The organism is Flavobacterium mesophilum, from assembly GCF_039581405.1.
Classification (GTDB): Bacteria; Bacteroidota; Bacteroidia; order Flavobacteriales; family Flavobacteriaceae; genus Flavobacterium.
The window spans coordinates 193,330-215,361 of record NZ_JBCPXZ010000006.1; the positions used below are offsets into that span (position 1 = coordinate 193,330).

Sequence of the window (22,032 nt, forward strand, 5' to 3'; positions counted from 1 at the left end):
ATGTTATGAGAATTTTTTCTCGATAATTCCAAGAAAACGCTCCGCGTAATCATCTTTTCCTTCCCAATTGTTATAATCTGGTTTTACCATGTTTTCAATAAATTCTTTCACTTCCGCGTAAGAATCAAAAGTTAAAAGCTGATTTAAAACGCGGCTGTAATCTTCAGTACTGTTCCCGAAAAGGTTTTTGGTAAAAGCAAGTCGGTCATTTAAATCAATGTGGAAACCTTTCGCTAGTTTTTCATTTAAAGTAACTGCTTTTGGTTCTGATGGAGTTTCTAAAACTGCTGTTTCAACTTTTGTTTCTTTAAATTCATTAATTGAAGGGGTAGGAGCAGCGGCTTCAAAACTATCTACTTTTACAAATTGCGCATCGGCATAATTAATTCCGAAATCTTCAAATGCAATTGTAGGTTTTGATGAAGTTTCAATTTTTGGCTCTTCTTTTTCTTCGATTTTCTCTTCAGGTTTTTCTAATTCAAAAAGAGGTTTGAAATCTGGAATCGGATTTGACTCATTTATAGTCGTAAACGAAAGTTCCTCAATTTTGCTTTTTGGTTCTTCAGCAGTTTCTATTTCTTTTTCAGTTTCCGGTTCTGCAATTTCAGTTGTAATTGTTTCTTCTACTGTTTCTTCAATTGGTTCTGGAGCAGTTTCTTCTGGAATTTCAGCAACTATTTCTTCAACAATTTTTGGTTCTGGAGCTTCTTCTACTTTAATTTCTTCAACTGGAGCTGGAGTTTCAGCAATAACTTCAACTGGAGTTAGTTCTTCTTCTTTATCAAAAATGGTTTCGATTTCGGAGCTGATTTCGCTATGGCTGATTGTTGGTTTTGCTTCATCGAAATTCTCTTCAACAAATTTTAAGATCGCCAGTTTTTCATATAATTTCTGTGTTTCAAGGTACAATTGATTGATATCGGATTTATTTTTAAGCTTTAAAATTCGATGTGCAATGCTGATTAAATCAGCTTCCAATTTTTTTTTCATAACTGTTGAAATTATAGTGAATAAGGTATTTTAGTGTATTTGATGCCTGAATGTCTTTAATCCTGAATAAAACCGAAAGATATATTAAAGATGTTTTTTATTTCTGTTAATAAACATTTCCCAATCTCCCGTTTGATAAAAATTTTCTACTTTTGAAAAAATGTAAAACAGCACATTTTTACGTCGATTTATTACCAGTACAAAGTAATAAAAACTATTCATTTTTAAAGGCAGAAAAATACAAAATGTTTCTCGAAAATACAGTAAATCACAAAGAACAATTTGGGTGGATTGAAGTTATTTGTGGATCAATGTTTTCGGGTAAAACCGAAGAATTAATCCGCAGATTAAAGCGCGCGCAATTTGCCAAACAAAGAGTCGAAATCTTCAAACCCGCTATTGATACCCGTTATCATGACGAAATGGTAGTATCTCACGATGCTAATGAAATCCGTTCAACACCAGTTCCAGCGGCGGCTAACATTTTGATTTTAGCTCAAGGTTGCGATGTGATTGGTATTGATGAAGCGCAGTTTTTTGATGACGAAATTATCACCGTTTGCAATGATTTGGCAAATCAAGGAATCCGTGTAATTGTGGCTGGATTGGATATGGATTTTAAAGGAAATCCGTTTGGGCCAATGCCTGGACTTATGGCAACTGCCGAATATGTTACTAAGGTTCATGCGGTTTGTACGAGAACAGGAAATCTTGCAAATTATAGTTTCAGAAAAACAGATAATGATAAGTTGGTTATGTTAGGTGAAACAGAAGAATATGAGCCACTTAGCCGTGCAGCGTATTTTAATGCAATGAAGAAACTTCAGGAAAAAGAAAATAAATAAGCACAATAAATTTTATTAAACGATGGAGGAAAAGAAAGATAGAAAAAAGCAGAATGTTTTATTATTAGTCTTAATCGGAATTGCGATAGCTTTGACTGCTTATTTCCAATTTTATCTTTCTGAAAATGCAAGTGAAGTCACGACTGAAGTGAGTGAATTAGTTCAGAAGTATAATAAAAACTGTCCGCTGGATATTCAAGAAGGAATTCGTTTAGACAGTGTGAATTTACCTCAAAAAGAATTGGTTCAATATAATTTGACTTTGCTGAATGTAGAAAAGCAAGTGGCTGAGGTTGATGTGATTCAAAAAGAAATTGAAAAAAGTTTGGTAAGTACGGCTAAAGCAAATCCGGGACTTCAAGTTTTTAGAGACAATGATTTTACTTTGGTTTATCATTATACGGATAAAAAGAAAGCATTTTTATTTGATGTGAAGATTTTACCAGATCAATACAAATAAAATATTATCGATATTAGAATCAAACCCGACAGGTTTTTAAAACCTGTCGGGTTTTTTGTTGATTGTAAAATTTAAACCGGACTGAAGTCCGGCCCTACAACATAGGTCGAGCCGAAGGCTCTTTTTTAGTTCCGAAGGAACATATTATTTTGTAGGGCTGGACTTCAGTCCAGTTCAAATGCGTAATGCGTAAATGTTCAAATGTGAAAAGCAAAAAAAAGCCCGTCAAATATAAATTTGACGGGCTATAAATTTTAAATGAACTTATATTTCTTATATGGTTTATAAAAGAAAGTTTAAATTTTCTTTCTCATTCTCGCCACCGGAATATCAAGCTGTTCACGGTATTTAGCAATCGTTCTCCTTGCAATTGGATATCCTTTTTCTTTTAGGATTTCTGCCAATTGATCGTCTGGAAGCGGTTTTCTTTTATCTTCTTCTTCAATTGTGTTTTGAAGAATTTTTTTGATTTCAAGAGTCGAAACATCTTCTCCTTGATCGTTTTTCATTGCTTCAGAGAAGAATTCTTTGATTAGTTTTGTTCCGTAAGGCGTTTCAACATATTTGCTGTTTGCTACACGCGAAATCGTCGAAATATCCAAACCAACCATATCTGCAATATCTTTCAAGATCATTGGTTTTAGTTTGGTTTCGTCGCCGTCTAAGAAATATTCTTCTTGATAATGCATAATCGCATTCATCGTTACAAAAAGCGTTTCTTGACGTTGTCTGATCGCATCGATAAACCATTTAGCCGAATCCAGCTTTTGTTTGATGAATTGAACCGCATCTTTCTGAGCAGTCGATTTATCACGAGATTCCTTATACGTCTGCATCATTTCCTGATAATCTTTAGAAACGTGCAGAGAAGGAGCGTTACGTCCGTTTAAAGTTAGTTCAAGTTCGCCGTCAACAATTCTGATAGCGAAATCTGGAACAACATTTTCAGTAACTTTATTATTTCCTGTAAAAGAACCGCCTGGTTTTGGGTTCAGTCTTTCGATTTCGTGAATCGCTTTCTTAAGCTGTTCGTTTGAAACTCCGTATTTCTGTAAAAGTTTATCGTAATGTTTCTTCGTAAAAGCATCAAACTGATTTTCGATAATGTCAATCGCTAAATCAACATATTCCGTTGGGGTTTTATGTTTTAATTGAAGCAACAAGCATTCTTGCAAATCACGCGCGCCGACTCCCGAAGGTTCCAATTCATGAATCACGGTCATCATTTTTTCGACCATTGCTTCGTCAGTGTAAATTCCCTGAGTAAAAGCCATGTCGTCAACAATATCCGGAATACTTCTGCGGATGTAGCCCATATCATCAATACTTCCAACTAAGAATTCAGCAATTTCACGTTCCTGATCATTCAAAATAAAAGTATTCAACTGATTGATTAAATCTTGATGAAAACTAATCGGAGCTGCAAAAGGTGTTTCGCGTTCCTCGTCGTCACTGTAATTGTTTACCTGCGTTTTGTAGTCAGGCGTATCATCGTCGCTTAAATATTCGTCAATATTAATGTCGTCTGCTTCGATTCTGTCTGATTCTGCATCATCATAATCGTCGTAGTCTTCATTAGCATAGTCGTCAGCTTCGTATTCTTCTTCTTTTCCAGCTTCAAGCGCCGGATTTTCGTTCATTTCTTCTAATAAACGTTGTTCAAAAGCTTGCGTAGGCAATTGAATTAACTTCATCAGCTGAATTTGCTGTGGAGATAATTTTTGGGATAATTTTAAATTTAAAAATTGCTTTAGCATAGAAAAAGGTGCTAAGGTACTAAGGCGCTAAGGCGCTAAGTAACTTATGTTGACGAATTGAATTCGTATTTAAATTATTTTTTATTTATATTTCAAAACCTTAGAATCTTAGTACCTCAGTACCTTAGAACCTTAGATTAAAATTCTGCACTTCCAGGAGTTCTTGGGAAAGGAATTACGTCTCTAATGTTTGTCATTCCTGTTACAAACAATACCAAACGCTCAAATCCTAAACCGAAACCTGCGTGTGTTGCAGAACCAAATCTTCTTGTGTCTAAATACCAGTATAATTCTTCTTTGTCAATTCCAAGCGCTTCCATTTTCTGTACTAAAACGTCGTAACGCTCTTCTCTTTCAGAACCACCAACGATTTCTCCAATTCCAGGGAATAGGATATCCATTGCGCGAACCGTTTCTCTTCCTGGTTCTGTGTTGTCGTTCAAACGCATGTAAAACGCTTTAATGTTTGCTGGGTAATCGTATAAGATTACTGGGCATTTAAAGTGTTTTTCTACTAAATAACGCTCGTGCTCTGATTGTAAATCAGCTCCCCATTCTGTGATAAGGTATTGGAATTTCTTCTTTTTATTTGGAGTTGAATCTCTTAAAATGTCGATTGCCTCAGTATAAGAAACACGTTTGAAGTTGTTTTCTAAAACGAAGTTTAGTTTTTCTAACAACGCCATTTCGCTTCTTTCTGCCTGTGGTTTTGATTTTTCTTCTTCTAAAAGTCTTCCTTCCAAGAAAGCCAAATCGTCTTTACAGTTGTCCAAAGCATATTTAATTACATACTGAATAAAATCTTCAGCCAAATCCATGTTGTCGTCAAGGTCGTTGAAAGCAACTTCAGGCTCGATCATCCAGAATTCTGCCAAGTGACGAGAAGTGTTTGAGTTTTCTGCTCTAAACGTTGGTCCAAAAGTATAAATCTGACCCAAAGCCATTGCAAAAGTTTCTCCTTCTAATTGTCCAGAAACTGTAAGGTTTGTATGTTTTCCAAAGAAATCTTTTTTGAAATCGATGTTTCCTTCTTCATTTTTTGGCAAGTTGTCAAGTGGCAAAGATGTTACTTGGAACATTTCTCCAGCACCTTCAGCATCAGCTCCAGTGATAATTGGCGTGTTTACATACACGAAACCTTTTTGTTGGAAATAGCTGTGAACTGCATAAGACAATACCGAACGCACACGCATAATGGCACCGAAAGCATTTGTACGCACGCGTAAGTGAGCGTTTTCACGTAAAAATTCCAAAGAGTGTTTTTTAGGTTGCATTGGGAATTTTTCAGCATCAGAATCTCCAAGGATTTCCAATTTAGAAACCTGAATTTCATATTTCTGACCAGCACCCTGACTTTCAACCAAAGTTCCAATTACAGAAACTGCAGCTCCAGTAGTGATTCTTTTTAAAGTTTCTTCTGGTGTATTTTCAAAATCAACAACACATTGAATATTATTAATTGTAGAACCGTCATTTAAAGCGATGAACTGATTATTTCTAAAAGTTCTCACCCATCCTTTTGCATTCACTTCCTGTAACGTCGTCGTACTGTTTAATAAGTCTCTAACTTTTGTGTGTTTCATTTTTATATATAATTGATATTAAGTAATATTCATTTTGAACAACTGCAAATATAATCGATAATAATTAATTTTTGAAGCTGTTTCCCGCTATCCGCTATATCTTTCTATTTTTAAAGAAAAAATAGAAAGGATGCCGCTTCTATCGGGGCTAGGGCATTCGGTTTCAAAAGAAGCTTTTTTACTTCTTATTTTTATGTGTTTTTTTGTCATTCCTGGGAATAGCAAACTTTGTAATTTTTTATTTTAAGATTCTTTTTCCTTTTTTAAATTCTTTAAACCCTGGAATGTCTTTCCTGATTTGCGTTATCCAAATTTTTCCAAATTTGGAATATAGATAATCGAAAATTACTTTGTTGTAAGTGCTTTCAACAATTTCGCTGGGTGCGGAACAGCCATAGTTAAAAAAATAAACGTTAAACTTCTTTTCAAATTCACAATCTGATGAGGTAATCAATTGATTTATTCCTCCTTGTAAAAGTAAAAATGGAGTTTGATTTTTTATATCTTCTTTTGCCAATTTTTGAATTTCGAATTCTCCATCTGCAAACTCAACCCTGTTTGCGCCACTTGAATTTAGAATCTCATCACTTAATGAATTTTCTTGTCCGTATGATACAACAGAAAGCATAAATAAAATAAAAGTTATTGTGCTTCTCATATTACATAACTAATAATTCAACGTTCCAAATGAAGTTTTTACGTCTCATTTTGTTTTAAGCGCATTTTTGTCATTTCGACGAAGGAGAAATCGCACTAGTAAATCCGCAATGAAATTCGCCAATCTTTGTCGAGTTTCGAGTGTGATTTCTCCTTCGTCGAAATGACAAGATTGTGGTAAATCTTTGTCAAAGTTTTAAACTTTGACAAAGATCAGTATTTTTAATTTGTGTCAATTCGTGAAATTAGTGGCATATAAAATTACTTCTCCAAATTCTCCAATTCCTCTTTCTTAGTTTTCTTCTTCTCAAAAGTCAAAACCAAAGAAGGTAAAACAACCAAGTTAGCAAACATCGCAAAAGCCAAAGTACAAGAAATTAATCCTCCCAAAGCAATCGTTCCGCTGAAGCTTGATAATGTAAAAGTTGCAAAACCTAAAATCAAAACGACAGAAGTATAAAAAGTACTGATTCCAGTTTCTCTTAAAGCACTGAAAACCGATTTTTTTACTTTTCCGCCACTTTGAAGGAAGTCGTGTCGATATTTCGCCATAAACTGAATCGCATTATCAACCGAGATTCCGAATGCAATACTAAATACTAAAATCGTTGAAGGTTTTAACGGAATTCCGAAATAACCCATTAATCCAGACGTAATGCAAAGCGGTAAAATATTTGTAATTACCGAAGCCATTACCATTTTGAAAGATCTAAATAAATACAGCATCAAAATAGCAATTACAGCAATCGCAAAAATCAAAGATTCAATCAAGTTGTCTACTAAATATGATGTTCCTTTTTGGAAAACCAATGCTTTTCCGGTAACGGTAACTTCATAACGGTCTTTTGGGAAAATCTCAGCAATTTTTGAGTTTAATTTTTTCTCCACTTTCGCCATTTCATCCGTTCCAATATCTTTCATGAAAGTGGTGATTCTCGCGTATTGTCCAGTCGAATCAACATAAGCTTTCATTAAGTTTTCTTTGCTGTTTTTCGTTGCATTTTTGGCGTAGCTCAAAATAAAAGCTTGCTCTTGCGACGTTGGCAATTGGTAATATTCTGGGTTTCCATTATAGAAAGCTTGTTTCGAATATTTAACCAAATTCACCACAGAAACCGGTTTTGCCAATTCTGGAATTTCAGCAATTGTATTTTGCAATTCATCCATTTTACGAATGGTTGAAGCTTTCATAACACCTTTTTTCTTTTTGGTGTCAATCATGATTTCCAATGGCATTACGCCGTTGAATTCTTTTTCGTAGAATAAAATATCTTTAAAGAAAGAAGCGCTTTTTGGCATTTCACCAATCAAACTTCCTGAAACTTTCATTTGAGCAACTCCAATTACACTGAAAACCAAAAGCAAAGCGTAAACGATATAAACGATTTTACGTTTTGTTTTTACCAAATCTTCAACAACGTTCAATAAAGTTGAAATGTAAGTTTTCGTCAAATGGTATAAATGCTTTTCTTTTGGAAGAGGCATGAAACTGTAGATAATTGGCACAATAAACAGTGTCAATAAATAAACAGAAATAACATTAATTGAAGTAACTAATCCAAACTCAAAAAGCAAGTCGTTTTGTGTGATCATAAAGGTTGCAAAACCAATCGCCGTTGTCAAATTCGTCATCAAAGTCGAAACTCCAATTTTAGAAATAACACGTTGTAAAGCTTTTGCCTGATTGTTGTGCAATTTGATTTCTTGCTGATATTTATTGATCAAGAAAATACAGTTTGTAATTCCGATTACGATAATCAGCGGTGGAATAATCGCGGTTAAAATCGTGATTTTATAACCAAATAATCCAAGAGTTCCGAATGACCAGATTACGCCGACAATTAAAATGCAAATTGAAATAAAAGTCGCTCTGAACGAACGGAAAAAGAAAAAGAAAATCAATGAAACCGTTAATAAAGCAGCGCCGATGAAAAGTCCGATTTCGCCTTTCATATCATCAGCATTGATGGTTCTGATGTATGGCATTCCCGAAACTTTCAAATCGATTCCAGTTGTTTTTTCGAATTTATCGATTTTCGGAACAAGATTTTCTAAAATGAAAGTTTTTCTTTCTGGCGTATTTACTAAAGCTTTGTTGATGTAAACTGCCGAACGAACGCTTCCGCTTTCTTTGTTGAATAAAAGTCCTTCGTAAAAAGGCAAATTATGAAACAAATCATATTGAACGCTTTTTAAATAGGCAGGATCAAGCGCTTTGCTTTGGTCAATAAACGGACTTAAAACGAATTTTTCGTTTATCGTATCTTTTTCTAGTTTTTTTAAATCGTTTAATGAAACTACTAAATCAACTTCTTTTGATTTTTTCAAACCTGTCATCAATTCGTTCCAAGCAGCGTAGTTTTTTGGAGTAAAGAATTTCGGGTCTTTAAAACCTATGACAATAAGATTTCCTTCTTCCCCAAATTTGTCAAGGAATTTTTGATAGTCTTTATTGGCAATATGATCTTTTGGAAGCAAGTTTGCTTCGGTATAAGTCATAGAAAGGTTTTTCCACTGAAAACCAAGAAAAATAGTTAATGCAGAAAGCAAAACCAGAATTGTTATTCTGTTTTTAAGTATAATTCGGGCCAATTTCTCCCAGAACCCAACTTGAATAGCGTTTTTCATAAATTCTTTAAAAATGGTTGCAAATGTAGTGAAAATGCCTCAAAATCATAAACAATCGATTGTATTTTACGCAATGTTAACACAATTTTGCAAGTTTTTCAATTGTGATGATTTTCTTGTTTTTTGCTGTTTAATCATTAGCTTTTCGCATATTTGTAGCTAATTTTACATGTGAAAAAGCAAATTGAATGTCGAGTTTATTTGAAATTCGTCTTTAGTTATTGAAAAACTAAAAGTGATAATGATAGAAAAAGTAATTTTGATTTTAAATGAAACTAGAAGATTTGGAAATAGTTCTTCAAGTCAGGAATCAAGTATTGTTTATAATTATTTACTTGGCAATCAAACAAAAGTAACCCTTCTTGAGGATGATTTTAGTTCAAGTTTGATCATTAGTTTTAAAGAAGTTTTCAAAGGTGATATACTTGAATACACCATTAATCTCAAAAAGATTGATAACCAGTTATTGATGCGGTTTTTGAAAATGAATTTTAGAGGAGATTATATCGCCGAAAAAACAGATGATTTTGATTTGTTAAAAGAAATTATGGATTACTTGAATTCTGAATTTAGTAAAGCTGTGATTTCCGAAAAAATTGAAGTTAAGATTATAGATCATTTTAAAAAATCGTTATCTGAACTTGATGTGTTTTTTACGAATGAAAAAAAGTCTTTTTCATTTTTGAAAAATAATGAATTCTCTATGAAAGATTTGTCTAATAATCCGATTCATCTGAAATGGATTAATTTAGATTTCATTCAAAATTACGGTTTCAATAATTCTTTTAGGTTAATGGAATTTTTATCTGCAACACAGATTTTTCAAGAGTATAAAATGAAATTTTATCAAAAGAATAAAGACTATGAATTAGTTTTGTTTGTGTCCGAAGGTAAAATTTGTTGCGGTTCAAAAAGAATCGTGTTTTCTAGTTAGTTATTTTATTTAGGCCATTATGCAGCAAAACAACACCACAACTTTTATTTTTCTGGCAATTCTTTTATTGCTTGTTGTCATAATTTGTTTTATGATTTACCAATTGGTGCAGGCAAAAAAAGCAAAAGAAGATGCTGAAAAAAGTTTTTATGCACTTGAAGTAAAAGTAAATGACTTGCAATTGGAAACTTTAGAATCTAAACTGAATCCGCATTTGTTCAAGAATATTCTAAATTCAATTCAGTCGCATGCATATCAAACATATTTTGCACTGGATAAATTGGCAAACGTGTTGGATTATATCTTATATGAAAGCAAAAAGAAATTTGTGACTGCAAAAGAAGAAATTGATTTTGCATTGAATTTAATCGAAATCAATAAAATCAAAATCAGTCCGCTTTTTGAATTGAAAATAAAAACTAATATCAATAAAGAAGATAAGCTTTATGATCAGCCTCTATTAGCGCCTTTAATTTCCATCGATTTGATCGAAAATGCTTTTAAACATGCCGATCTTCAAAGTGCTGATGCTTTTATTTCGGTTGTTTTTGAGTTTAGAGATAATGCTTTTTTTATGACGGTTTCTAATAAAATTTCGGATAAAAAAGTATTGAAAAAAGAACGAAGCGGTTTTGGTCATGCAACTTTGGAACACCGCTTGCGAATCATCTACAAGAATAATTTCAAATTGGATAAGTTTGTAGAAAACGACGTTTATATTGCTCATTTAAAAATAGATTTACTTGGATACAAAACTGAAATGCTTGCTTCTGGACGATGAGCTTCCGGGATTGACGTACTTGAAAATGCTTTGTGAGCAAATTCCAGAATTGGAAATTGTAAAAACATGCAATGACCCTGAAAAACTTTTATCGGATTATGCTGATCTTGATTTTGATTTGCTGATTTCGGATATCGAAATGCCAGGAATCGACGGATTGCATTTGGCAGAAATGCTTCAAGATAAATTAGTGATTTTTTGCACGGCGTACAAAGAATATGCAGCTGATGCTTTTAATATCGATGCTGTCGATTATATCACAAAACCTGTAAAATTGGAGCGTCTGCAAAAAGCGATTTCGAAAGCAATTGAACGATTTGAAAAACCAGATACGAAGAAAAAATTCATTCAGCTTAATACAGACAAAGGCAAAACCTTGCTTTATTTTAACCAAATTCAATACATCAAAACAGCTTTGAGTGATAGTCGTGACAAAACAGTTTTACTGACCGACGGCAGTTTTTTGAATTTGAAAAACATAAAATTCGACACGCTTTTAAAAGAGCTTCCTGAAGCTGATTTTTGTCGTGTAAATAAAAAAGAAATTATTGCCGTAAAAGCCATAAAATTCTTCAATCACAACGAAATTGTATTGCATCATCTGGAAGAAAATAATAAAAACGCAACTATGATTTTGAGCGAAACCTATCGCGCAGACTTTTTGAAAAAAGTGAAATTATAAGTTTTAGGTGGTGTAAGGCTGAGCGAAGTCGAAGCCCACTAAAGTGAAGTTTTGTTAAAAAAATTAACTTATTACAAAGTTTTGCAGACTTATTACATACATTGAAAATTAGCAGGAAAATTGCTTTTTCAAGTAAAATGGACTTCTGATATTTGTTTCATAATTTTAAAAAATGAGTTATGAATAACTTTAAAAACTCCTTATTTTACATTACTGTTATTGGTGGTTTTACTACTCTAATTTATTGGATTATTTCTCAAGGTGCATCGCTTGAAGTTGGTCGAAATGTTTTAGAGAAAAAAATAGAAAGCAATCATTGGAATGATTTCTTGCATTCCATGGTTGAAAATTTACAGCATCCGCTTGCCATTCTATTAGCGCAGATCGTGACGATTATTTTAGTTGCACGTTTGTTTGGATGGTTTTTTAGAAAAATCGGACAGCCATCTGTAATTGGTGAAATGATTGCCGGGATTGTTTTAGGGCCGTCTTTGGTGGGAATGTATTTTCCGGAGTTTTCAGCAGCTTTATTCCCAAAAGAATCCTTAGGGAATCTTCAGTTTTTAAGCCAGATTGGTTTGATTCTTTTCATGTTCGTAATCGGAATGGAATTGGATTTGAAAGTTTTAAAAAATAAAGCACACGATGCTGTTGTAATCAGTCACGCGAGTATTGTTATTCCGTTTGCACTAGGATTGGTTTTGGCTTATTTTATTTATGGAACTTTTGCTCCTGAGGGAGTTGCTTTTTCTTCTTTCGGATTATTTATGGGAATCGCCATGAGTATTACGGCTTTTCCGGTTTTAGCCCGAATAGTGCAGGAGCGAGGTCTTCAAAAAACCAAATTAGGAACTATTGCCATCACTTGCGCCGCTGCAGATGATATCACGGCTTGGTGTATTCTAGCGGTTGTAATTGCTATTGTAAAAGCAGGTTCATTAGCAAGTTCATTATATGTAATTGGTCTGGCAATTTTGTACGTGATTATCATGTTGAAAATTGTTCGCCCGTTCTTGAAACGTGTTGGAGATTTGAATTCAACTCGCGAAAGTTTGAATAAACCAGTGGTTGCAATTTTCTTTTTGACGCTTTTATTTTCTGCTTATGCAGCAGAATTAATCGGAATTCATGCTTTATTTGGTGCTTTTTTGGCTGGAGCAATTATGCCGGAAAACAGTAAATTCAGAAATATTTTTATTGAAAAAGTTGAAGACGTTTCGATTATTGTACTTCTTCCATTGTTTTTCGTGTTCACAGGTTTGCGTACGCAAATCGGATTGTTGAATGATCCAGCATTATGGGAAATCACAGGAATTATAATTGTGGTGGCAGTTGCTGGGAAATTTTTTGGAAGTGCTTTAGCGGCAAAATTCGTCGGACAAAACTGGAAAGACAGTTTGGCAATTGGAGCTTTGATGAATACCCGAGGTTTGATGGAATTGGTGGTATTGAATATTGGTTATGATTTAGGTGTCTTATCGACCGAGATTTTTACAATGATGGTAATCATGGCGCTTATTACAACCTTTATGACTGGCCCAGCTTTAGATTTTATCAATTTTGTTTTTAAAGATAAAGCGACTGTTGTTCCGGAAGAAATTGGAAGCAAAAGCAAATACAAGATTTTACTCTCGTTTGCAACTCCAGAAAGAGGGAAGAAATTGTTGAAAATTGCAAATAGTTTAGTTAAAAAACAAGGAGACAATTCAGTGGTTACAGCCATGCACTTGTCATTGAGTACCGAAATACACTCATTTGATGTAAAGGATCATGAAAGAAAAATGTTGGTTCCCGTCATTGAAGAGTCAAAGAGCTTGAATCAAAATATAAATAGTGTTTTTAAAGTGACCAATGATATCGATGCTGATATTATTGACACAGCAAATCAAGGCGAATATGATTTATTGTTGGTTGGTTTGGGGCAATCTATTTTTGAAGGAACTTTGCTTGGAAAAATTCTTGGCTTTACAACCCGAATTGTAAATCCAGATCGTTTGATCGATAAGTTTACAGGAAAAGAAGGCTTGTTTGAAAATAATCCTTTTGATGAGAGAACACGTCATATTATTACAAAAAGCAAAATGCCAGTTGGGATTTTTATTGATAAAGATTTAGAAGAAGTCGATCGTGTTTTTATGCCGGTTTTTAGTAAAGAAGATGCTTTCCTTATTGAATATGCGAAAAAACTAATCAATAATAATGGTTCGCAAATTACAGTTTTAGATGCCAGCGGAGAAGTAAAAAATACACGTGATATTCAAGAAACGATTCGTTCGATCGAACAAATTGCACCAAATCATATTATGATTATGCATGATAGAACCATCAAAAAAGAGTTTTTAGAAAGCCAGAATTTAATGATTATAAGTTTGGACAGCTGGAAAAAACTTATTGAGTCGCAGAGCACTTGGCTGAACAATACACCTTCTGTTTTGATTCTTAAACCTTAAAGGGTTAAATTTCAATAAATAAAAATCCCAAATTCTAATTGCAGTGCGATTGGAATTTGGGGTTTTTATTTTTGATATTTCTAGAACTTTGTCAAAGTTTCAAACTTTACAAAGTTTTTTATGTTCAAAGACTAGATTGGAATTTGGAATTTAAAATTTGGAGTTTAAAAGGTATTGGAATTTAGAGCCCCAAGTCAATAACATAAGAAATCTTAACCGCAATATTATCTTCAAATTTCAATAACTGATTGGGTCCGTAGCGATAAAATCCGCCTAAACCGAAACCTTTGAAAATGCGATTTAATTCAATTCCCGATTCAAAATAACCTTTGTCAAGTGTCTTGTAAGCTGGACCGACATGTTGTTCCGGTTTTTCCATATTTCCCCATGCCATTCTCGTCACTAATACTAAAGAAGGACGAACTTTTCTCATAATTCTGATTCGGTCAAAACCATGTTTTACTTGAAAAAATACATATTGGCTAGAGAAAAATTCATTAAAATACATCGTTTCAAAACTGTTTCTTCCAGCAAAAGTAATACGCTGCATAACAGTTTCTTTAGTCAAGTTATTTGGCATTGTATTGTACAAATGCGTAATAGGAACATCACCCATTGCGTAACCTCCCTGCAAGAGCAAGCTGGTTTTCTGCTTGTTCAGGTATTTTTTTTCATATTCAGCTTTAAAATCTATTTTGCTGAAGGTAAAATCGTTTTCTAAAACATTTGGCAAGGATTGCGTGAATTGAAAAGTAAATCTAGGAAAACGTTTGTCAGATTCGGTTCTTCCAGTCGGCGTTTGCATAAAATCACTGAATGGCGCCCAAACGATTGAAGCCATTGCAGTGGTCATAACATAATTCGAATACAATTGCCCATTATAGTTGAAAAGATAATCAAATTTTGGCTCAACATAAGTTCGTGCAAGCTCAAAAACAGCTTCTGTTTTCGGAATAAATTTGGTTTGAATATTCGCTTTCCAACTATTATAATGATAAAAAGTACTAATGTTGATTGGCCTCGGATCATAAATTTTAAAAACGCGTTTATCAACAGCAAAAACGGTACTCGCAATCTCGCGTACATCATCAGTATACGAGCCATTCAGCCAAGTATTGGTGTTTTTATCCAATAAAACGCCAGCGCCTAAATTGTATTTAAAAACGCCGTCTTTTGTTCCGTATGCGCCATAACCTTCAATTCTGAAGAATTTAGAAAAACGATCATTTGTAATGCCTCCAAGCCCTAAACGGAAACCTTCGTAATTGTTATAGCTGATGATTTTCTTTAAATCAAGGTCAATTGGTCCAAGAGGAAGATAGCCATTAATGATTTTTCGGCCTAATCCTAAGCGTTTTTCAATTCTTCGACTTACCGATAAACTGTCTAACAATTGATATGTTTTTTGTCCTTTAAGATCCAACGGAGTTTTTCGGTACTCATTCCAGAAATCTTCTGGTTTTTTGCTGGCATCATCTTTAATTTCAATATAAAGAGAAGGATTTTTTATTGGCTGATTTGTATTGTAATGAATATCAAAATTATTGCTTTCCGAAATTAAATAAGTGAAATCTGAAGCAACTTTTTTTCTCTGTTCGTAATTATCTTCGACATCACCATCAAATTGAATTGTACCACCCAAAATTTTGATATCGTCATCATTTTTTCCTTTCACAATTTTGAAAGTAGTATTGCTTTGAAACCAGATTTTTTCTTCTGGAACATACTCAAATTCGTGAATGCCACTGATGTCCAAAACCCCTTTAATTCGCATTACGGCTTTAGCGACAGCAAAATTTTCTTTGTCAATATACAAGACGCCTTCTAGACCAGAAGCTCTTCTTTTTTGTTTGTTTTTAAAGTAAATCATAAAAGTTTCGCGTCCTTTTATGTTCACAGTGTCCAATAATTTGTAATTGTAGTTTGAAGGTGCCGTGTTTGAAATCGGATTTTCGTATTTGGTTTCAAACAGTTCATATTTGTTGTCGTAAATAGAAATAGATTGCAGATTAAAAGCAATGACTTCATAAATTGGATTTTTGAAACCAGCGATTTTTGTTCCTAAAACAGTTTCTTTCAATTTGTTGTTTCCAAATTGATATTGCGAAATTTTCTCGGTTTGAAATAAATGTTGTTTGCTAATGATTTCTTTGAATTTGTAATCAGAAGAATCGATGTTTATTTCCTTTTTATTGAAATCTTTATACGCCGCAGAAGAATCGATTCGGCCGTCAATCGAATCTGGATTTGCTGTAACAATCAGTTTGTTGTAGGTTTTGAATTCAAAACTGCTTAATTTTTTCTGCGGATTGTTTTTGTTTTTTTCTGCTATAACTTTTTTGATAATGGTTAAAGCTGGATTTTCATTTGAAATAACAACTTCTTTCAGGTCATCTGTTTTTTGTGAAAGCGAAATGGCGTAGAATTTTTTATTCTCGATTACAGCAATAATTTTAGTTTGAAAACCAATATAAGAAACAGCGATTGTAGCAGTTTTTGAATTGGTCTTTAGCTCAAATTTCCCATCAACATCCGTAATAGTATTATTGTTGTCTGGTGTTGTTATGGTCGCAAAAGGAAGGGGTTTGTTGTTTGAATCTGTAACAATTCCGTTTATTTGAAATTGCGCTTGAATAGTAAGCGTGAAAAACAATGTCAATAAACAAAATAGCTTCATACAGAGGGTTATAGTTTCAAAAACGGAAAGATTGCGATTTTGGTATGCAAAAATAAGAATAAAAAAATCCGTCTGGACATTTTGCCAAACGGATTTTTTTCATTTTGTGCCAAATAAAATTACACTTTCATGATTTCAGCTTCTTTTGCAGCCAATAACTCATCAATTTTTTTAGTGTAAGCATTTGTTAAGTTTTGAACTTCTTCTTCAGCAGATTTGCAGATGTCTTCAGAAGTTCCTTCTTTTTCTAATTTTTTAATGTCAGTATTGGCATCTTTACGAGAGTTGCGAATACCAATTTTAGCATCTTCAGCCTCAGATTTTGCTTGTTTTGCCAAATCACGACGACGTTCTTCTGTCAAAGGCGGTACGCTGATGATGATAACATCGCCATTATTCATTGGGTTGAAACCAATGTTGGCAACCATAATTGCTTTTTCAATTGCTGACAACATGTTTTTTTCAAACGGTTGCAAAGTAATTGTTCTTGCATCTGGAACACTGATTTTAGATACTTGAGAAAGTGGCGTAGCAGCTCCGTAGTAATCAACAAAAACACCTCCAAGCATTGCTGGAGAAGCTTTTCCTGCACGAATATTTAGAAATTCTTTTTCTAAATGCGCAATAGAACCATTCATTGATTCTTCTGTACTTTCTAATATGAAATCTATTTCTTCACTCATTTTTTTTGATTTTCAGTTTTATTCTCAGTTCTCAATTTAGTCTTGTGACTTGTAAACTGTAACTGCGACTATATATTAACTACAGTTCCAATATTTTCGCCTGCGCAGATTTTCAAAAGGTTTCCAATTTTGTTCATATCAAAAACAACGATTGGCAATTTGTTTTCTTGGCTCAATGTAAAAGCGGTCGTATCCATTACATTTAATCCTTTTTTCAATACATCATCAAAAGAGATGAAGTCGAATTTTACTGCTGAAGCATTTTTTTCTGGATCAGAATCATAAACTCCATCAACACGTGTTCCTTTAAGGATAACGTCAGCATTGATTTCGATTCCTCTTAAAACTGCTGCCGTATCTGTTGTGAAATATGGATTTCCAGTTCCTGCACCAAAAATTACGATTCTTCCTTTTTCAAGGTGACGATCTGCCCTTCTTTTGATGTATGGTTCTGCAATAGATTCCATTTTCAAAGCAGTCTGCAAACGCGTTTTCATTCCTTTGTCTTCAAGTGCGCCTTGCAAAGCCATTCCGTTGATAACAGTTGCAAGCATTCCCATATAGTCACCTTGCACTCTGTCCATTCCTGAACTTGCTCCAGCAACGCCTCTAAAAATATTTCCTCCTCCAATAACAATGGCAATTTCTACTCCTTTATCGTGAATCTGCTTGATTTCATCTGCATATTCGCCTAATCTTTTCGGGTCAATTCCGTATTGTAAATCACCCATTAAGGCCTCGCCGCTAAGTTTCAGAAGAATTCTTTTATATTTCATGTTTGTGTTGCGTTAATTTGTGCAAATATAGACATATTCTGATTTTTAAAAATAATGTTTACAAAAAAATAATTGGGCGGTAAATTTAAATTTATAAAGAATTTTATGGGCTTTTTATGTCAAATCTGATAAAAGTCATATCTCGGTCTGAAGAAAATCCGTAAATTTATGCTAAGCAAAATAAAGATCTATGAAAAGCATTGTCGCCAAAGCGTTGTTCAATAGCCACTCCTATATTGAATATCGAAAAATAGTAACCGATTTATTGTCTGAAGGAAAATCAACTGGAAACGAGCAATCTGACAGTTTGACCAATTATTCAAAACTGAATGAAGCCCGAATGAATCGACTGGAAAAAACGATTCAAGTTTCTGAAGATATAGAATCAAAATTGCAACATTTAGACAATCATTATATCTGGCTCGTAATTTCTGAAGGTTGGTGTGGCGATGCAGCTCAAATTCTTCCTATTTTAAATAAAATGGCGCACGCTTCTGATAAAAAAATTGATTTGCGAATTGTGTTTCGAGATGAAAATGACGATTTGATGAATCATTATTTGACAAATGGCGGAAGAGCGATTCCAAAAGTAATTGTAATTTGTAAAGAAGCTGGAATTGTGCGTGCTGATTGGGGGCCAAGACCCAAAGGCGCAACCGAATTAATGGCAAAACACAAACGAGAAGTTGGTCCAATTGATGAAAAAATCAAGACCGATTTGCAATTATGGTATTTGGCAGATAAAGGAATTTCGGTTCAGGAAGAGCTTGTAGAGATTATGGAAAACATCAAATATAACCGCTTATAATAGTCTTCTTTCGAAATAAACGAACGAAATAATTGTTGATAACGTGTTGATAATAAACTAAATATGATGTTAAATAATGCGCCTAAAATTTTTGCTTTATTTAAAATTTCGTATCTTAGTAAAACTATCCCACTTCTATTATTAATTTTCTGATTTACTCTTTTTATTGGTGTTTATTTAATGTTTAATTATTAAAAAATGCACTATTATGAAAAAGTTATTCGAAAGATTTTATGATTTCTTTTCTACATTTTTATTCGGAGGGAAGAATGTGCCACACTATTAACTGAAAATAAGTATGAGATAAGATTACTTATTTACAAAAGAACTTGGGCACATTACTGAATAAAAAAAGTAATGTGCTTTTTTTTTATTGTAAACTTTCTTCAAATAAAGTAATATCAATCGCATTTTTAACGTCATAATCACCAATTTTAGTGCGGCGTAAAACAGTTAAATGTGAGCCAGAATTCATTGCTTTTCCAAAATCGTAAGCCAGGGAACGAATATAAGTTCCTTTAGAACAAACTACTCTAAAATCTACTTCTGGTAATTCGATTCGCGTAATTTCAAATTCGTGAATCGTTGTTTTTCTGCTTTCAATTTCTATAGATTCTCCTGCGCGTGCGTGTTCATATAAACGAACGCCGTCTTTTTTAATTGCTGAGAAAATAGGCGGTTTTTGATCAATTTCGCCTAAAAATTGCTTTACCGTTTCATGAATCAAATCGTCATTGATATGGTCAGTTGGAAAAGTTTGATCGATTTCAGTTTCTAAATCGTATGATGGAGTAGTGGCTCCAATGTAAAAAGTTCCTGTATATTCTTTTGCTTGACCTTGAAGTTCAGAAATCTTTTTTGTGAATTTTCCTGTGCAGATTAATAAAAGTCCAGTCGCCAACGGATCTAAAGTTCCTGCGTGACCAATTTTGAACTTCTTTGGAAGTCCAACTTTATTAATTAAAAGGTATTTTAATTTATTGACAGCTTGAAACGAACTCCATTTTAATGGTTTGTCAATCAATAAAACTTGTCCGTTTAAATATTCTTCAGGTGTCATTATATAATCGTAAGCGGGTGAATGAAAAAGTGAATCACTAATAAAATGATTCCAGCAAGAATTCGGTAATAACCAAAAACTTTAAATCCGTTTTTAGTCAAAAATCCGATGAAAGTTTTGATTGCTAAAAGTGCTACAGCAAAAGCGACAATATTTCCAATAACCAACATGTTTACTTGGTCGTGAGATAATTCAAAACCGGCTTTGTAATAATCGTAGCATTTTTTTGCCGTTGCACCCAACATTGTTGGAACGGCTAGGAAAAATGAAAATTCAGCAGCAGAAGTTCTAGTCAATTTTTGAGACATACCACCAACGATACTTGCACCACTTCTTGAAACCCCAGGGATCATCGCTAAGCATTGAAATAATCCAATTTTTAAAGCTTTTGCATAAGTGATTTCAGTTGAAACTTCTGGATCGTTTGGTTTGTTGAACCATTCGTCTACTTTCAATAAAATGATTCCTCCTAATAATAGCGAAACAGCAACGGTTACTGGATTTTCTAGCAAGCCATCAATAAAATCGCTTAATAATAACCCTAAAACAACTGCAGGAATAAATGCAACTAAAAGTTTGAAATAAAAATCAAATGTTTGAAAGAAACGTTTGAAGTATAAAATTACAACCGAAAGTATTGCGCCAAGCTGAATTACAATGGTGAAAAGTTTAGTGAAATCGTCATGTGCAATTCCAAAGAAAGAAGAGGCAATAATCATGTGGCCTGTTGAAGAAACAGGTAAGAATTCTGTAATTCCTTCAATAATGGCAAGAACGATAGCTTGTAATGTATCCATTTAATAAGATTGTTAGATGATTAGACTTTTTAGAAAGTTAGATTGTTGCGTATTTTAGATTTTTGAGATTGATCTAAAGTGTCTAAATTCTCTAAGATGTTTAAGGAGTCTATTTAGATTTTTTGAAAATAGAATAAATCGTAATTCCAAAACCAATTAAAACAGTTGTTGGAGCTAAACGAATACGTCTGAAACTGAAAATATCTTCGTTAAAAACATTTGGATCAGTACTTCCTCCGCCAGACATCAAGATAAATCCTAAGGCGATAACGGCAATTCCAATCAATAAGATTTTGTAATTGATTCCGTCAAAAAGGAATTCCTGTTTGTTTTGTTGCTCTTCTTTATTAATATTTTTCATTTTTATTTTTTTTGCTTGGACAAGCTCGCCAAGTGTTTTTATTTAGTTGTCAGCCTGAGCGAAGTCGAAGGCAATTTCAATCTGAAATTTTAGTATAGATCGTCAGTTCTTAAATTCAAGAAACGTTGTGTTGCAAAGTGCGTACTTACCCAAGTAATCAAAACTCCAAATCCGAAAACGCCTAATAAAACTAATCCGATTAAAGCTTTGTCTTCTAAAATTCCTAATCCAGGGAAGTTCGTTTCTACATAAATTAAAAGAGCAATCAATGCAATAATTGCTAAAACTGCACCTAGCATTCCTAATTTTACACTACGCATTACAAAAGGTTTACGGATGAAAGATTTTGTAGCCCCAACCATTTGCATCGTTTTGATGATAAAACGATTTGAATGTATAGAAAGTCGTAGTGAACTGTTGATTAGTAAAACCGCAATTACAGCAAGGAAACCGCTGATAATTAAAATCCACATACTTACTTTTTTGATATTGTCATTTACTAGGTTTATCAATTGTTTGTCGTAAACAATATCCTCAATCATAGTATTTTGACGCAATTTGCTTTCAATTTTAGAAATACTGTCTCTTTCAACATAATCCGCTTTTAAGTGGATGTCATACGAGTTCAATAACGGATTTTCTCCTAAGAAAGTCAGGAAATCCTCTCCAATGATATCGGTATGCTCTTTTGCTGCTTTTTCTTTCGAAACATAAACATACGATTTTGCAAAAGGCGCTCTTTTTAATTCGGCATCAAATGCTTTGACAACACTATCATTAGCCTCATTTTTGAAGAAAACAGTCATTGCGATTTTTTCTTTAAAATCGTTAGCCAGTTTTTTAGAATTAATAATGAATAATCCCAGTACTCCTAAAAGGAATAAAACCAAGAAAACACTTAATACTACCGAAAAATAAGAGGAAATTAACCTGCGCTTTTGAAATTTATCAAAGTTAGAACTCATAGTCTGCTTAAATTATGTGGTAAAAATAATAAAGAATTTCTTTATTTAAAGTTATTAACGAACTTTTATACTATAAAAGTACAATTCCATATTGAATAAAACTTGTTATTTAACCGCAAAAAATAATTTAACCGCAAA

The 22,032-nt window shown here is 33.4% G+C and carries 19 protein-coding genes; 7 read left to right on the forward strand and 12 right to left on the reverse strand.

Annotated features, from left to right (window positions below; translation table 11 throughout):
* Positions 1–3 precede the first annotated feature (3 nt).
* Positions 4–990 (reverse strand): DUF8457 domain-containing protein, encoded by a 987-nt coding sequence (locus AAYQ19_RS18530; RefSeq protein ID WP_343538343.1) that lies wholly within the window; start codon positions 988–990, stop codon positions 4–6.
* Positions 991–1,235: 245 nt separating this feature from the next.
* Between AAYQ19_RS18530 and AAYQ19_RS18535 the strand changes: the two genes are divergently transcribed.
* Both AAYQ19_RS18535 and AAYQ19_RS18540 read left to right on the forward strand, forming a co-directional pair.
* Positions 1,236–1,835 carry a thymidine kinase gene (locus tag AAYQ19_RS18535; RefSeq protein WP_320570076.1) on the forward strand — a complete coding sequence of 200 codons (600 nt, stop codon included), beginning with the start codon at positions 1,236–1,238 and terminating at the stop codon, positions 1,833–1,835.
* A gap of 22 nt (positions 1,836–1,857) precedes the next feature.
* Positions 1,858–2,295 (forward strand): DUF8479 domain-containing protein, encoded by a 438-nt coding sequence (locus AAYQ19_RS18540; RefSeq protein WP_343538346.1) that lies wholly within the window; start codon positions 1,858–1,860, stop codon positions 2,293–2,295.
* Between the two features lie 296 nt (positions 2,296–2,591).
* On the opposite strand, the gene rpoN is transcribed toward AAYQ19_RS18540, so the two are convergent.
* The 4 genes from rpoN to AAYQ19_RS18560 all read right to left on the reverse strand — a co-directional run bounded on the left by rpoN (position 2,592) and on the right by AAYQ19_RS18560 (position 8,920).
* Positions 2,592–4,052, reverse strand: coding sequence for an RNA polymerase factor sigma-54 (gene rpoN, locus AAYQ19_RS18545; RefSeq protein WP_343538348.1), 1,461 nt, complete (start codon positions 4,050–4,052; stop codon positions 2,592–2,594).
* Between the two features lie 137 nt (positions 4,053–4,189).
* Complete coding sequence (gene asnS / locus AAYQ19_RS18550) at positions 4,190–5,635, reverse strand: asparagine--tRNA ligase (RefSeq protein WP_343538350.1); 1,446 nt, start codon at positions 5,633–5,635, stop codon at positions 4,190–4,192.
* Between the two features lie 238 nt (positions 5,636–5,873).
* On the reverse strand, positions 5,874–6,293 hold the full coding sequence (locus tag AAYQ19_RS18555) for an FEKKY domain-containing protein (protein WP_343538352.1): 420 nt from the start codon (positions 6,291–6,293) through the stop codon (positions 5,874–5,876).
* Between the two features lie 260 nt (positions 6,294–6,553).
* Positions 6,554–8,920 (reverse strand): efflux RND transporter permease subunit, encoded by a 2,367-nt coding sequence (locus AAYQ19_RS18560; protein ID WP_343538354.1) that lies wholly within the window; start codon positions 8,918–8,920, stop codon positions 6,554–6,556.
* 241 nt (positions 8,921–9,161) lie between these two features.
* Between AAYQ19_RS18560 and AAYQ19_RS18565 the strand changes: the two genes are divergently transcribed.
* The 4 genes from AAYQ19_RS18565 (at position 9,162) to AAYQ19_RS18580 (ending at position 13,767) form a co-directional block, all read left to right on the forward strand.
* Positions 9,162–9,854 (forward strand): hypothetical protein, encoded by a 693-nt coding sequence (locus AAYQ19_RS18565; protein ID WP_343538356.1) that lies wholly within the window; start codon positions 9,162–9,164, stop codon positions 9,852–9,854.
* Positions 9,855–9,873: 19 nt separating this feature from the next.
* A complete protein-coding gene (locus AAYQ19_RS18570) occupies positions 9,874–10,635 on the forward strand; it encodes a sensor histidine kinase (RefSeq protein ID WP_343538358.1) in 762 nt (253 codons plus the stop codon).
* On the forward strand, positions 10,598–11,317 hold the full coding sequence (locus tag AAYQ19_RS18575) for a LytR/AlgR family response regulator transcription factor (RefSeq protein WP_343538360.1): 720 nt from the start codon (positions 10,598–10,600) through the stop codon (positions 11,315–11,317). The genes AAYQ19_RS18570 and AAYQ19_RS18575 overlap by 38 nt, the downstream gene beginning before the upstream one ends.
* Before the next feature lie 179 nt (positions 11,318–11,496).
* Complete coding sequence (locus tag AAYQ19_RS18580) at positions 11,497–13,767, forward strand: cation:proton antiporter (protein WP_343538362.1); 2,271 nt, start codon at positions 11,497–11,499, stop codon at positions 13,765–13,767.
* 181 nt (positions 13,768–13,948) lie between these two features.
* Here the strand turns inward: AAYQ19_RS18580 and AAYQ19_RS18585 are convergent, their stop codons facing one another.
* From AAYQ19_RS18585 to pyrH, 3 genes are all read right to left on the reverse strand, one after another.
* Positions 13,949–16,444: a DUF5686 family protein gene (locus AAYQ19_RS18585; RefSeq protein ID WP_343538364.1), complete on the reverse strand. Its 2,496-nt coding sequence runs from the start codon at positions 16,442–16,444 to the stop codon at positions 13,949–13,951.
* A 119-nt stretch (positions 16,445–16,563) separates the two neighbouring features.
* Positions 16,564–17,127: a ribosome recycling factor gene (gene frr / locus AAYQ19_RS18590; protein WP_026728365.1), complete on the reverse strand. Its 564-nt coding sequence runs from the start codon at positions 17,125–17,127 to the stop codon at positions 16,564–16,566.
* A 68-nt stretch (positions 17,128–17,195) separates the two neighbouring features.
* Positions 17,196–17,903, reverse strand: a complete 708-nt coding sequence (gene pyrH, locus AAYQ19_RS18595; RefSeq protein ID WP_142451631.1) for a UMP kinase — start codon at positions 17,901–17,903, stop codon at positions 17,196–17,198.
* A gap of 190 nt (positions 17,904–18,093) precedes the next feature.
* On the opposite strand from pyrH, the gene AAYQ19_RS18600 reads away from it, so the two are divergent.
* Entirely contained in the window at positions 18,094–18,711 is a 618-nt protein-coding gene (locus tag AAYQ19_RS18600; RefSeq protein ID WP_343538371.1) for a thioredoxin family protein, read from the forward strand.
* Positions 18,712–19,081: 370 nt separating this feature from the next.
* On the opposite strand, the gene truB is transcribed toward AAYQ19_RS18600, so the two are convergent.
* The 4 genes from truB to AAYQ19_RS18620 form a co-directional block, all read right to left on the reverse strand.
* Positions 19,082–19,771, reverse strand: a complete 690-nt coding sequence (gene truB / locus AAYQ19_RS18605) for a tRNA pseudouridine(55) synthase TruB (RefSeq protein WP_343538373.1) — start codon at positions 19,769–19,771, stop codon at positions 19,082–19,084.
* On the reverse strand, positions 19,771–20,568 hold the full coding sequence (locus AAYQ19_RS18610) for an undecaprenyl-diphosphate phosphatase (protein WP_343538375.1): 798 nt from the start codon (positions 20,566–20,568) through the stop codon (positions 19,771–19,773). The genes truB and AAYQ19_RS18610 overlap by 1 nt, the downstream gene beginning before the upstream one ends.
* 109 nt (positions 20,569–20,677) lie before the next feature.
* Positions 20,678–20,929 carry a DUF3098 domain-containing protein gene (locus tag AAYQ19_RS18615; protein WP_343538377.1) on the reverse strand — a complete coding sequence of 84 codons (252 nt, stop codon included), beginning with the start codon at positions 20,927–20,929 and terminating at the stop codon, positions 20,678–20,680.
* A gap of 89 nt (positions 20,930–21,018) precedes the next feature.
* Positions 21,019–21,894 carry a cell division protein FtsX gene (locus tag AAYQ19_RS18620; RefSeq protein ID WP_343538378.1) on the reverse strand — a complete coding sequence of 292 codons (876 nt, stop codon included), beginning with the start codon at positions 21,892–21,894 and terminating at the stop codon, positions 21,019–21,021.
* Positions 21,895–22,032 lie beyond the last annotated feature (138 nt).

Excerpts from the sequence above, each read along its gene's own strand:
- AAYQ19_RS18540 (WP_343538346.1), top strand. The coding sequence starts at position 1,858 with ATGGAGGAAAAGAAAGATAGAAAAAAGCAGAATGTTTTATTATTAGTC.
- AAYQ19_RS18560 (WP_343538354.1), bottom strand. The coding sequence starts at position 8,920 with ATGAAAAACGCTATTCAAGTTGGGTTCTGGGAGAAATTGGCCCGAATT.
- asnS (WP_343538350.1), bottom strand. The coding sequence starts at position 5,635 with ATGAAACACACAAAAGTTAGAGACTTATTAAACAGTACGACGACGTTA.
- AAYQ19_RS18610 (WP_343538375.1), bottom strand. The coding sequence starts at position 20,568 with ATGGATACATTACAAGCTATCGTTCTTGCCATTATTGAAGGAATTACA.
- AAYQ19_RS18600 (WP_343538371.1), top strand. The coding sequence starts at position 18,094 with ATGAAAAGCATTGTCGCCAAAGCGTTGTTCAATAGCCACTCCTATATT.
- AAYQ19_RS18620 (WP_343538378.1), bottom strand. The coding sequence starts at position 21,894 with ATGAGTTCTAACTTTGATAAATTTCAAAAGCGCAGGTTAATTTCCTCT.
- AAYQ19_RS18585 (WP_343538364.1), bottom strand. The coding sequence starts at position 16,444 with ATGAAGCTATTTTGTTTATTGACATTGTTTTTCACGCTTACTATTCAA.
- truB (WP_343538373.1), bottom strand. The coding sequence starts at position 19,771 with ATGACACCTGAAGAATATTTAAACGGACAAGTTTTATTGATTGACAAA.
- AAYQ19_RS18570 (WP_343538358.1), top strand. The coding sequence starts at position 9,874 with ATGCAGCAAAACAACACCACAACTTTTATTTTTCTGGCAATTCTTTTA.
- AAYQ19_RS18555 (WP_343538352.1), bottom strand. The coding sequence starts at position 6,293 with ATGAGAAGCACAATAACTTTTATTTTATTTATGCTTTCTGTTGTATCA.
- pyrH (WP_142451631.1), bottom strand. The coding sequence starts at position 17,903 with ATGAAATATAAAAGAATTCTTCTGAAACTTAGCGGCGAGGCCTTAATG.
- AAYQ19_RS18535 (WP_320570076.1), top strand. The coding sequence starts at position 1,236 with ATGTTTCTCGAAAATACAGTAAATCACAAAGAACAATTTGGGTGGATT.
- AAYQ19_RS18615 (WP_343538377.1), bottom strand. The coding sequence starts at position 20,929 with ATGAAAAATATTAATAAAGAAGAGCAACAAAACAAACAGGAATTCCTT.
- AAYQ19_RS18530 (WP_343538343.1), bottom strand. The coding sequence starts at position 990 with ATGAAAAAAAAATTGGAAGCTGATTTAATCAGCATTGCACATCGAATT.
- frr (WP_026728365.1), bottom strand. The coding sequence starts at position 17,127 with ATGAGTGAAGAAATAGATTTCATATTAGAAAGTACAGAAGAATCAATG.
- AAYQ19_RS18580 (WP_343538362.1), top strand. The coding sequence starts at position 11,497 with ATGAATAACTTTAAAAACTCCTTATTTTACATTACTGTTATTGGTGGT.
- AAYQ19_RS18565 (WP_343538356.1), top strand. The coding sequence starts at position 9,162 with ATGATAGAAAAAGTAATTTTGATTTTAAATGAAACTAGAAGATTTGGA.
- rpoN (WP_343538348.1), bottom strand. The coding sequence starts at position 4,052 with ATGCTAAAGCAATTTTTAAATTTAAAATTATCCCAAAAATTATCTCCA.